Consider the following 11,084-nt stretch of genomic DNA (forward strand, 5'->3'; position numbering starts at 1 on the left):
CCGGCCGCCGAACGCGGCGCGGAACCGCGAGGAGGCGGCGAACGGGAGGGCGAACAGGCCCGCGGCGACGCCGATACCGGCGCCGTACAGGACGGTGACGAGGAGGACGAGGACCGACAGACTGGGAGACAGCGAGGCCATATCGGACCTTGCGTCTCAGTCCCACTAAAGTTCTCTCTCCCTGTCGTGTCGACTCCCGCCTCCGGTCGCGGCGCGGCGTCCGGCCGACCAAGCCCAGTCTGACCGTCGTCTCGGCCCGAGCGCCGCGCCGCCGGGTCAGCGGACGAACGACAGGACCGTCACCGCGGCACCGTAACCCGCTCCGACGGCGGCGAGGAGGCACCCGCCGCCGACGCCGACGGGGTCGGTTCGACCCTCGGCGGCCGCCTCGAACCCCCGCGCGACGAGGAAGGCGGCAGCGACCAGCGCCGTCGTCCCGCCCGCGACGAACGTGACCGTCTCCCGCCCGGACACCGCGAACAGGCCGTGACCGTGCGCCAACGCGAGACAGAAGTGGAGGGCGGCGAACAGCGTCCCCCCCGGCGGCCGACAGCAGGAGGACGTTCGGCAGCAACTCCGGCGTCGGTCCCGCTTCGACCGCGGCGCGGACGCGAGTCGAGAGCGCGAACGGGAGGGCGAACAGGCCGGCGACGAGGCCGACGGCGCCGCCGAAGGCGACTGCGAACACGAAGGAGAGCGCGACGCCGCCGGGTGGAGAGAAGGGCATAGCGCAGGGTTGCTGTCGGTCGACTTGAACGTTCGGGAGAGACGAGTGCGCGCCGCAGTCGCGTCAGCGACTCTCGCTCCGCGTCTCGGCGCGGTGTTCGGAGATGATGCGGTCGACCATCTGCGACTGCTGTTCCTTCCGGCGGTCCGCCGCGCGGCGCTCCCAGTCGTCGATGAGTTCGGCCACGTCGGACTCGCGGGCGACGGCGAGTTCGTCTATCTCCTGCATCGTCACGCCGTCGGCCGGGCCGACCGGAATCTCGTGGTCGAACAGCACGTCGTCGGCGGCGTCGGAGAGGCCGCCGGAGCGGATGACCGCCCGGGGGTCCGTCTCCGCGAGTCGCTCGGCCGTCGACCGCCCCGCGCGGAGGCGTCGCGGAGGTACACCACGTCGCCCGCGGCGAGTCCGTACGCCTCGTCGGCGCGTTCGATGGCGTCCTTCGTGAACTGCTCGACCACCTTCACGGGGACGAGGTTCTTGTTGGTGTTCACGTCGGCGAAGTTCGAGTGGTCCAGCTTCCAGAGGCGCTTCAGGCGCTCTATCTTCTCCGCGAGTTCCTCGTTCTCCTCGCGGACGGACGCCAGTTCGCGTTCGAGCCGGCTGTTGTCGCGTTCGAGACGCTGCACCTCCCGTCGCTCTCTGGCCTCGCGCCGTTCCTCCCGCTTGGCCTCAGACAGTTCCTCCTTGTACTCCTCGATGGTCTCGTCTTTCTCCTCGATGGTCGCTTCGAGGCTCTCGGTGTGCGATTCGAGGCGCTCGACGCGGCGTTCCAGCCGGCGAATCTTCTTCTCCTCGTCGGTCAGTTCCCGCTCCTCGTGCGTCGACTCCTCGTTGTCGTCGCCGCCGTCGTCGCCGGTCATCTCGCGGAGGACCGCCTCGACGGACTCGTCGCCGGCGAGACGCGGGCGATGACCTCGCCGCGTTCGATGTTCGGCGGCACCTTCCGCGAGATGCGCTGGAACTGGTCCTCGTGGTCGTCGAAGGCGAACAGGGCGGCGGCCAGCGCGTCCCGTTCGTGGTCGTTCTCGTAGCCCGCGTCGCGCGTCCGGTGGAGCTTCTCGTCCACCGGGAGGTCCGACTCGGGCACCCACGCCGCGGCGTCGAAGCTCCGGCGGAACTTCTCGACTGTCTCGGGCATCGGCTCCACGTCGGCGGCGACGATGACCGGGCGCCCGCGTTCGATGAGCCACTCGATGACGTCGGCGGTGTCGGCGGTGCGCGTCGAGTGGACGTCGAGTTTGTTGCCGTCGAGGTCGACGACGGCCGTCGCGGTGGTCGTGCCGGGGTCGATGCCGACGATGACGTGGTCGCGGCGCTTCACGAGCGGTTCGAACTCGATGCCGTCGCGGCGTTCCCGCTCGATTTCGACGCGCGTGTCCCCGGCGCGGCCGGTGGAGACGGGGATGTCGTCGGGCCGCCCCTCGACGGTGAACACCGCGTTCGAGTAGCCGCCGTACTTCTCTGTCGGGTCCACCTCGTACTCCAGGCCGGCCTGCTTCAGTCGGTCCGCTATCTCCCGGCTCCGACGCTTGACGGAGCCGTGGATGCGGCGGGTGTAGCGGTCCTGACTCCACCCGCCCTTCCCGGTCGAACGTCCCCGCGACACCTTCACCGTCGTCGTGTCGGTGAACGCCGACACCTCGTAGCCGACGTTGACCGCCGCGAGTCGCGCCGCCGCCTCGGCCTCCTTCATCGGCTTCTTGCCGTAGGGGACGCCGTGGCGCGAGGCCACTCGCGACAGGGGTTCCGGTCGCTCGGCGCCGGTCACCTGCACCAGTTTCGTCTCGGTCGGGAGGGCGCGGAGGAAGTGGACGAGTTCGTCCTTGTCCGCCGCCAACTCGTACATGTTGTCCGTGGCGAGGATGGCCGGACGCTCTCGCTCGACGAGTCGTCGCAACTTCCGGTGCGAGACCACGTCGCGGTCGATGTTCTCGCCGTCGAACGCGACGACGGCGTAGGAGGGTGAGTCGCCGCGCACGTCTCCGCTCTGGATGTCCACGCCGAAGACGAGGGAGTCGAGCGCGCTCGTCCGGTCGTTCACACGAGCGTTTGGTGGCGTATGGATATGAATCCCACGCCGGGGGCGAATCGACCGACAGGTTCGATTCACCGTCCCCTCGTGCTACGAAACTAACAAATCCTCCCACGCCTAACTCCGCCCGTGAGCGCAGACATCTCCCCGCCCTCCGCGTCGCCGAAGTCGCTCGCGCGGATGGCACTCACCGCCGGTATCGCCCTCCTCCTCATCGCCGCTCCGGTCGCGGGTCTCCTCGCGTGGGAACCCGTCGAGGAGGGGAACGTCAAAGTCGTGAAGAAGTGGGGCGCGACGACGGGTGAAGTGTTCCAGCCCGGTGCGCACTTCGTCAACCCCGTCTCGCAGTCCACCGCCTCCCTCTCCGTCCGCCCGCAGTCGTACACGATGTCCTCGCAGTCGGGCGAAGGGGCCGAAGGCCAACGCGACGACGCCATCACTGTCCTCACCGAGGACGGCCTCCGCACCGACATCGACGTGACCGTCCGGTACCGCATCGACGCCGGCAACGCCGTCAAGTTCTACACCGACTACCGGACGCTCCCGACGGCCGAAGAGCGCCTGATTCGCCCCTCCATCCGGTCGGTGCTCCGCACGAGGCGGGTCGGTTGCCCGTCACGGAGATATACACGGGCGAGGGACAGACCCGGCTGAAGCAGGCCGCCGAAGAGCAGTTGTCCACCGAGTTCGCCGAAGCGGGTCTCATCCTCGAAGCCGTCCAGATTCGCAACGTCGAACTCCCCGCGCAGTACGCGCAGGCCGTCGAGCAGAAGGAGATAACCGAACAGCGTCGCCAGCAGAAGCAGGACGAACTCGCCGTCGAGAAACTGGAGGCCGACCGGAAGCGCATCGCCGCGCAGGGTGAGGCCGACGCCAACCGCATCCTCTCGAACTCGCTGGACCAGCGCATCCTGACGCAGAAGTACATCGAGAAACTCGACCGGACGGACACGGTGTACATCCCCGTCGGCGGCGACGGCTACCCGCAGTTCGTCCGCTCGATAGAGCCGGGGTCGAACGCCGGCAACGTCTCGAACGTCACCGTCGACACGTCCGGGGCGGCGTCGTCGGGCGTCGGCGGAAACTCGTCGACGAACGGCACCGCGGACGCCTGACCGTGCGCCTCCGGACCGAACTGCTCGTCGCAGTCGCCGTGTTCGTCGCCCTCGGCGCACTCGCCCGCACGCCCGCGGGTCGGTTCGTCCTCCCACTCGTGAGTCTCGCCGTCCTCGGCGGGATGGCGTACCTGCTGACGCGGGACCCCGCCTACGCGCGGACGACGGTGGGTGCCCGGACGCGACTGCTCGACTCGCGCGAGGACGGCGCGGGCGATGGCCGCGCGGACGGCGCGGACGGCGCGGACGACGGCCGCGAGAACGGCGCGGGCGACGATGGCGTCGCTCCCGGCCGCGTCGCCTGCATCGACTGCGGCGCGCCCGCGACGACGACGCGCCGGTTCGTCCGCGAGTTCGTCGTCCTCGGCGTCCCCCTCGTCCTCCTCGACGACGGGACGAACCGCTACTGCGACGACTGCTTACCCTGAGGCTCCCGAATCCGGCGGCGTCTCACAGCAGCGACCCCTCCGCGACGAACGCCACCTCGCCGCCGACGCGGACAGCAACCTCGTCGCCGGCCTCTGCTTCGAGGTGGAGCACCGACGGCCGGCCCATCTCGTACCCCTGTTCGACCGAGACGGCCACCTCGTCGTCGCCGAAGTAGCGGTACCGCGCGAGGTAGCCCGCCAGACAGCCGTTGGCGCTCCCCGTGGCCGGGTCCTCGGGGACGCTGTGGCCCGGCGAGAACATCCGCGCGGCGAGGTGGTGGTCCTCGGACCGGGGGTCCGCGCAGAACGGGAAGACGTTCTCGACGCCGGTCCGGTCCAGCAGACTGTCGTACGCCGCGCGGTCGACTGACACCCGTTCGAGGGCGTCGCGGTCGGTCAACGGCACCAGCACGGCGGGTAACCCCGTCGAGACGACCTGCACGGGCCACTCGCGGTCCACGTCGCGTCGTCCAGTCCGAGGACGCGCGCGAGGCGGCCGTGGTCGAGTTCGTCGCCGAACTCGGGGGCGTTCTGCGTCATCCAGTACGCCTCGTCGTCGCCCGCGCCGCGTACCTCCACGGGTATCTCGCCGACTGGGAGGTCCAAGACCACGTCGTCGCCGGCGTCGAACCGCTCTCTGAGGACGGCGGCCGTCCCCAGCGTCGGGTGTCCGGCGAACGGAATCTCCGCCTCCGGCGTGAAGATGCGGACGGGCCACGCGCCGTCCGCGGCGTCGCCCTCGACGAACGTCGTCTCCGAGTAGTTCATCTCCTGCGCTATCGCCTGCATCTCCTCGTCCGTGAGCGACGCGGCGTCCTCGACGACGGCGAGTTGGTTCCCGGCGTAGCGCCGTTCGGCGAACACGTCCACGAGGTGGAACGGATTCCGCGGCATGGGGCCGACTGCGTCGCCGTCGGAGAAAAGGCTACGGAAGGAATGTCACGTGCTACCGTACGACGGTGATGGGGAGTCGCCGCCGTCGGTCGCGCGTCGCCGACGCCTACTCGTCGCGTCGGGGTACGGCAGGTCGAGTTTCTGGCCGTCCTGCGGGACGAACGCCTCGCCGTCGAACGCCGCCCGCGCTCGCGTTCGATGGGCGAGGCGTCGCCGGCGTACCGCGAGGAGATGTGGGTGAGCGCGAGGCGCCGCGCGCCGGCGCGGGTGGCGATTTCGGCCGCCTCCGCACCCGTCGAGTGGCCGGTCTGTCGCGCCCGGTCGGCCCTGCTCTCGTCGAACGTCGCGTCGTGAATCAGGAGGTCCGGTTCGTCCGTCACCCCGACCGTCGCGTCGACGGGACGGGTGTCGCCGGTGTAGACGAGTCGCCGGCCGGGTCGGGGGTCGCAGACGACCTGTTCGGGGCGGACGACGGTGCCGTCGTCCAGTTCGACCGCCTCGCCCTCGTGCAGGCGGCCGAAGTCGGGGCCGACGGGGACGCCGAGTTCCTCCGCTCGCTCCCGGTCGAACCGCCCCGGTCTGTCGTCCTCGACCAGCGCGTACCCCATCGACCGGACGTTCCGGTGTTCGGTCTCGAACGTCCGGACCTCGTAGTCGTCGCCGTCGAGGGCGACGGTCCCCGGCTTGACCTCGTGGACGTTGACGGGGTACCCCGGCCGGTAGCCGCCGGCGTTCACGAGACTCTGGAGGTGTCGCTTCGACCCCGGCGGCGCGTGGATGGCTATCGGTTCCTCGCGGTCGTTGAAGTCCCACGTCTGAATCAGGCCGGGGATGCCGAGGACGTGGTCGCCGTGGAGGTGCGTGACGAACAGGTGCGAGACGCCGAATCCGGTCCCGAAGCGCATCATCTGTCGCTGCGTCCCCTCGCCGCAGTCGAACAGCAGTCGCTCGCCGTCGCGGTTCACGAGCAGTGCACTCGGGCCTCGTTCGGTCGTCGGCACCGCCCCGCCGGTCCCGAGGAACGTCACGCGCATCGACATGCTTCGACTGAATGGCGGCGGCGGTAAACCCGTGTCGAATCGGTCGGGGGTAGTCCGCCGATAGCACGCACTCTTTTGCGGTTCGGGAGTGAGTCGTACGTATGAGCGACGGACGTCGACGCAGCGACGGAGACGCCCGCGGGCGGGACGCGCCGTGGGACAGTGACTGGTGGGACGACGGGAGCGGCGACTGGGCCGGAATCGCCTCGCTCCTCGTCCTCGGCCTCGGACTGGGCTCGCTGTTCGGCCTCCTCCCCATCGGGCCGTTCTGGGCCATCTTCGCCATCGGCTTCGCCGTGGTCGTTCCCCTCGTCGCCGTCCTCGAAGACCGCCTGCGCGACTCGTCGGCGGCGGAGGTCCCGCCGGAGTCGGAGGTGCGCCGTCGCGCCGACGAGGCGGCCGCGGACGACGACTCCGTGGCCGACGCCCTCGACCGACTCCGGGACCGCTACGCCCGCGGCGAACTCTCGGACGAACAGTTCGAGCACAAACTCGAAGTGCTGCTGGAGACGGAGACGCCCGAGGACGCCCGCGAACGGACCGGCCGACGGCGGCGCGAACGGGAGTCGCCCGAGACGGAGACGTAGGGTTTCTTACGCTCGGGATGCTACCCGAGTCCGATGGACGCGCCCCTGTGGACGGAGACGCACGCGCCCTCGCTCTCGGACCTTCCACAGTCGGAGGTCCGCGACCGACTGGGCCGGACCGTGGACGAACCGATGAACCTCGTACTGCAGGGGCCGCCGGGCGTCGGCAAGACGGCCGCTGTCCGCGCACTCGCCCGCGAGTCGCACGAGGACCCCGACAACGACCTCGTCGAGATAAACGTCGCCGACTTCTTCTCGCGGACGAAGAAGCAGATTCGCACCGACCCCCGCTTCGAGCAGTTCCTGATGGGCCGGAGCCGGATGGCAAAGCGCGACATGATCAGCCGCGTGTTGAAGGAGTCTGCGGGCTACGCCCCCGTCTCCGGCGACTACAAGACCATCCTCTTGGACAACGCCGAGCACATCCGCGAGGACTTCCAGCAGGCTCTCCGCCGCGTGATGGAGAAGCACCACCGCACGACGCAGTTCGTCATCACGACGCGCCAACCGACGAAGCTCATCCCGCCGATTCGCTCCCGGTGCTTCCCCGTCCCCGTCCGGGCCCCCTCCACGGAGGAGACGGAGGCGATTCTGGCCGACATCGCCGAGAGCGAGGACGTCGCGTCCGAGGAGATGGCGCTGAACATCGTCGCCTCGAAGGCGAACGGCGACCTCAGGGAGGCCATCCTCGCCGCCCAGAGCGCCGCCGTCGAGGGCGACGGCGAGATAACGATGGCGTCGGCGCAGGCGGCCCTCTCTGAGGTCGGTCACGACGAGACGCTGAAGGAGGTTCTGGAGACGGCGCGCGCGGGCGAGATACGCGACGCCCGGAAGACGCTCACCACTCTCCTCGACGACGAGGGGTTCGAGGGGCAGGAACTGCTGCGGGACCTCCTCGGCATCGCGGACAGATACCCCGAGGAGTTCGGCGAGGCGGACGTCGTTCGCCTCCACCGCCTCGCCGGGTCGGTCGACCTGGACCTCGCGTCCGGCCTCGACGACCGACTCCACCTGACGCATCTCCTGTCGGCGTGGGCGACCGGACAGCACGAACTGGACGGGGAGCGACTGGCCTGATGCGCTACGCGCCCGGCGTCCGGCGGTTCGCGCTCCCGGCGTTCCTCGCGGCGGCCGTCTCGGCCGTCGTCGCGCCGCCCTTCGCCCTCGTCTGCCTCCTCGTCGGCGGGTTCGTCCTGTGGTTCTTCCGCGACCCGGACCGCCGCCCGTCCGCGCGGGGCGTCCTCTCGCCCGCCGACGGCCGCGTCTCCGTCGTCCGCGAGGAGGGCGAACAGGTCCGCGTCGGCGTGTTCATGAACGTCACCGACGTGCACGTCAACCGCGCGCCGTTCGACGCGACGGTCGAACGCGTCACACACCGCCCCGGCGCGCACCGGCCGGCGTTCTCGAAGGAGTCCGAGCGGAACGAACGCGTCGACGTGGACCTCTCGACGCCCGAGGGGCCGGCGGAACTGTCGCTCATCGCGGGCGCGTTCGCCCGCCGCATCCACCCCTATCTGCGAGAGGGGGACGAACTCCGCCGCGGCGAACGCGTCGGTCACATCGACTTCGGCAGTCGCGCGGACGTGCTCTTGCCGCCTTGCTACGACCGCGACGACCTCCTCGTCGAGGAGGGTGACACGCTCCGGGCGGGCGAGTCCGTCGTCGCGCGGCGCGAGGCGTGACGCCGCCGGCCGGACGCGCACGCCCCGTGGAAGATGTCGTCCGCGCTCCAGATGCGCCTGCTCCCCAGTTGCTATTACGCCCGCCGTCGAACGTCGAGTCGTATGCGCGGGGGACGGCGCGATGGCTGAGGGTCGGGTGACCGAGAGCGCCGCCGACGGCTCCGATTCCGACGGGGGCGTCGACGTCGCCGCGCTTCTCGGTAGCGACGACGAAACGTTCGCCGGCGCCCTGTCCGACCGCACCGGTCCCGTCGCCGTCGTCGGCGACCCCTTTGCGGGCCGAGAGACGGTTCTCGACGCCGCGGCCGAGCGACTGGACGCCGTTCGGATTCGCCTCCGACCGGACGACGACGCCGCCGACCGACTGACGGCGCTGGGCGACGGTCCGGTCGTTGTCGACGGCTGCCAGCACCTCTACCGGCGGGCCGTCGGCGGCTTCGACCTGCTCGACCGATTCTTGAACTGGCTGGTGGGACGCGACGCCCCGGTTGTGACCGGCTGGAACCGCTACGCGTGGACGTACCTCGACACGACGCAGGGGATCGGACGGGAGTTCCCCGTCACCGTCGAACTCCGTCCGCTCGGCGCGAGCGAACTGGCGGACGCCATCCTCTGCCGATACGGGGACACGGCTCGATTCCTCGCGGACGACGCCGAACGAGGGAGTGTGGTCTCGATTCGCCATCGTCCGGTCGAGTGGCGCGGAATCTCCAGGTCGATACCGTACCCCGTCGTGAACATCCCCGGCGTCGGCACCGCCGGCAGAGACGGAGACCTCGACCCGAAAGACGTGGTGTTCGAACGCCTCGCGGCAGTCTCGAACGGGAACGTCGGCGTCGCGGCCGGTCTCTGGGAGCGCCAACGCGGCGACGAACTCCGGCCCAGCGACGTCGTCGCGGCCGGAGCAGACCTGACGCTCGACCGAGACGAGGCGTTCTGCCTCCGAATCGTCCTCGCGAAGGAGTCCGTCTCCCGAGCCGAACTGGCCGAAATCGTCGGTGACGGGCTCGACCGCGTGCTGGGGCGACTCGTCCGTGACGAACTCGTCACCGTCGAAGACGACCGGGTCAACCTCGCCCCGGCGGCCGTTCCCTCCGTCGTCGTCGCGACCGAACGGGAGCGGATACTGTGACGCTCCTCCAGACCGGGGCCGAGGGGTTTCAGGTCTCGCCCAGTGTGCTCGTCAACGCTGCGGTAGTGCTGGTGGTCGCGTATCTGCTCGGGCGGTTCCTGCGTCCGTCCTCTCGGAACTCGCCGAGCGCTCTCCGCGGCGCCGTATCACGATCAAGCTGTTCATCCCGATAACGAAGTTTCTCGTCTACGGCGCGGCGACGTACCTCGTGTTCGGTCCGCTCCTCCGACTGTCCTCGGCCCAACTGCTGGCCGTCTCCGGCCTGCTCGGGGCGGCGCTCGGGTTCGGACTGCGGGACCTGTTCGCGGGCGTCGTCGGCGGGTTGCTCCTCGTCACCGAACGGCCGTATCAGGTCGGCGACAAGGTCGAAATCGACGGCGACTACGGGGAGGTGACCGGTATCGGACTCTGGGCGACGACGCTGACGACGCCCGACGACACCGTGGTTCGGGTGACGAACGCGAGTCTGTTCACCTCGAACGTGGCGAACGCGAACGACGGGAACCCCGAGATGATGGTCGTCGTGGACGTCGCAGTCGCCCCCGGCGCCGACATCGACCGCGCGACGGGCATCGTCGAAGACGCCCTCGTGACCTCGCGGTACGTCTACGTCGACGACGACCACCCGGTCGTCGTCCTCGTCGAGGACGAGACCTACTACCGGACGATTCGCGGCAAGGCCTACGTCGCGGACCTGCGCGACGAGTTCGCCTTCGCCTCCGACGTGACCGAGCGAACCCTCGCGGCGTTCGAAGCGCAGGGAATCGAGACGCCGACGTTTCCGGGTGTGGGCGTCGTCGACGACGGCGACGGTTGACGTGCCGTCGCACCTCTCTGCCGGAACCCCCGCGTCACACTCCGGGAATCGGACAGGCGCGCACACGCCAGCACAGACGTGACTGGTCGGAAACGGGCCATAGAGGTCACGTTTCGATTCTCCCGGTGGCCGCGTCGTCGTCGCCTCTCACCGCTCTACAGCGCGAGGTGGAGACGAAGTGACGTTTAACTCACCCGACAGACAAGCACACCTCGTGTCCAGTCCCTCCAACTGGTGGTACGGCGTCCTCGCGTTCCCCCTCGTCGCCGTCACCGCCCTCCTGACGCGGTTCGCCACGCGCCGATTCATCACCGTCTCCGCGGCCGGCGGTGACCCGAACGTCGCCGTCGCCCTCGCCTCGTTCGTTCTGTCGGTCCTCGCGCAGTGGGTCGGCGTCTTCGTCGCTCTCGTCGTCCTCGTCTGCCTCGTCCTCGACGTGCGGGCACTCCGCCGTGTCGGCGACGGTGGGGAGGGCGGCACCGAAGACGGCGACGGCACCGGAGACGGCGACGGCACCGACGACGACACCGGCGACGGCGGCGGATGGTCGCCCACGTGGGCGTGGACTCTCGCGGGCGTCGCCCACCTCGTCGGTGCGCTGTTCACCCCCGCCCTCGCCGTCTCGGTGCC

General features: G+C 69.9%; 8 protein-coding genes and 4 pseudogenes. 8 read left to right on the forward strand and 4 right to left on the reverse strand.

Annotation, left to right across the window (positions count from 1 at the left end; all coding sequences use genetic code 11):
- Positions 1-276: 276 nt before the first annotated feature.
- Together GJ632_RS14105 and GJ632_RS14110 are read right to left on the reverse strand one after the other, a co-directional pair.
- On the reverse strand, positions 277-501 hold the full coding sequence (locus GJ632_RS14105; protein WP_191453297.1) for a hypothetical protein: 225 nt from the start codon (positions 499-501) through the stop codon (positions 277-279).
- A 289-nt stretch (positions 502-790) separates the two neighbouring features.
- Positions 791-2,768: pseudogene (locus GJ632_RS14110) on the reverse strand (DUF460 domain-containing protein).
- 120 nt (positions 2,769-2,888) lie between these two features.
- On the opposite strand from GJ632_RS14110, the pseudogene GJ632_RS14115 reads away from it, so the two are divergent.
- Together GJ632_RS14115 and GJ632_RS14120 are read left to right on the forward strand one after the other, a co-directional pair.
- Positions 2,889-3,874: pseudogene (locus GJ632_RS14115) on the forward strand (prohibitin family protein).
- 2 nt (positions 3,875-3,876) lie between these two features.
- Positions 3,877-4,302 (forward strand): hypothetical protein, encoded by a 426-nt coding sequence (locus GJ632_RS14120; RefSeq protein WP_343161191.1) that lies wholly within the window; start codon positions 3,877-3,879, stop codon positions 4,300-4,302.
- A gap of 22 nt (positions 4,303-4,324) precedes the next feature.
- On the opposite strand, the pseudogene GJ632_RS14125 reads toward GJ632_RS14120, so the two are convergent.
- Both GJ632_RS14125 and rnz read right to left on the reverse strand, forming a co-directional pair.
- Positions 4,325-5,196: pseudogene (locus tag GJ632_RS14125) on the reverse strand (PhzF family phenazine biosynthesis protein).
- A gap of 45 nt (positions 5,197-5,241) precedes the next feature.
- Positions 5,242-6,230: pseudogene (rnz, locus tag GJ632_RS14130) on the reverse strand (ribonuclease Z).
- A 107-nt stretch (positions 6,231-6,337) separates the two neighbouring features.
- On the opposite strand from rnz, the gene GJ632_RS14135 reads away from it, so the two are divergent.
- The 6 genes from GJ632_RS14135 to GJ632_RS14160 form a co-directional block, all read left to right on the forward strand.
- The gene (locus GJ632_RS14135) at positions 6,338-6,823 is read left to right on the forward strand and encodes an SHOCT domain-containing protein (protein WP_089803952.1); all 486 of its coding nucleotides are present in this window, start codon (positions 6,338-6,340) and stop codon (positions 6,821-6,823) included.
- 33 nt (positions 6,824-6,856) lie between these two features.
- Positions 6,857-7,900, forward strand: a complete 1,044-nt coding sequence (locus GJ632_RS14140) for an AAA family ATPase (RefSeq protein WP_191453299.1) — start codon at positions 6,857-6,859, stop codon at positions 7,898-7,900.
- Positions 7,900-8,505 carry a protein sorting system archaetidylserine decarboxylase gene (locus tag GJ632_RS14145; protein WP_089803954.1) on the forward strand — a complete coding sequence of 202 codons (606 nt, stop codon included), beginning with the start codon at positions 7,900-7,902 and terminating at the stop codon, positions 8,503-8,505. Before GJ632_RS14140 ends, GJ632_RS14145 begins: the two co-directional genes overlap by 1 nt.
- 121 nt (positions 8,506-8,626) lie before the next feature.
- Positions 8,627-9,637: a hypothetical protein gene (locus GJ632_RS14150; RefSeq protein ID WP_191453300.1), complete on the forward strand. Its 1,011-nt coding sequence runs from the start codon at positions 8,627-8,629 to the stop codon at positions 9,635-9,637.
- Positions 9,638-9,845: 208 nt separating this feature from the next.
- The gene (locus GJ632_RS14155; protein ID WP_343161192.1) at positions 9,846-10,454 is read left to right on the forward strand and encodes a mechanosensitive ion channel domain-containing protein; all 609 of its coding nucleotides are present in this window, start codon (positions 9,846-9,848) and stop codon (positions 10,452-10,454) included.
- A 214-nt stretch (positions 10,455-10,668) separates the two neighbouring features.
- The coding region (locus GJ632_RS14160; protein WP_191453301.1) for a hypothetical protein at positions 10,669-11,084 on the forward strand (416 nt) is incomplete at its 3' end.

Source organism: Halogeometricum sp. CBA1124 (assembly GCF_009741955.1).
GTDB classification, from domain to species: Archaea; Halobacteriota; Halobacteria; order Halobacteriales; family Haloferacaceae; genus Halogeometricum; species Halogeometricum rufum.

Bases quoted from the DNA above. Each gene is read 5' to 3' on its own strand.
- GJ632_RS14145 (WP_089803954.1), top strand. From the start codon at position 7,900: ATGCGCTACGCGCCCGGCGTCCGGCGGTTCGCGCTCCCGGCGTTCCTC.
- GJ632_RS14150 (WP_191453300.1), top strand. From the start codon at position 8,627: ATGGCTGAGGGTCGGGTGACCGAGAGCGCCGCCGACGGCTCCGATTCC.
- GJ632_RS14135 (WP_089803952.1), top strand. From the start codon at position 6,338: ATGAGCGACGGACGTCGACGCAGCGACGGAGACGCCCGCGGGCGGGAC.
- GJ632_RS14140 (WP_191453299.1), top strand. From the start codon at position 6,857: ATGGACGCGCCCCTGTGGACGGAGACGCACGCGCCCTCGCTCTCGGAC.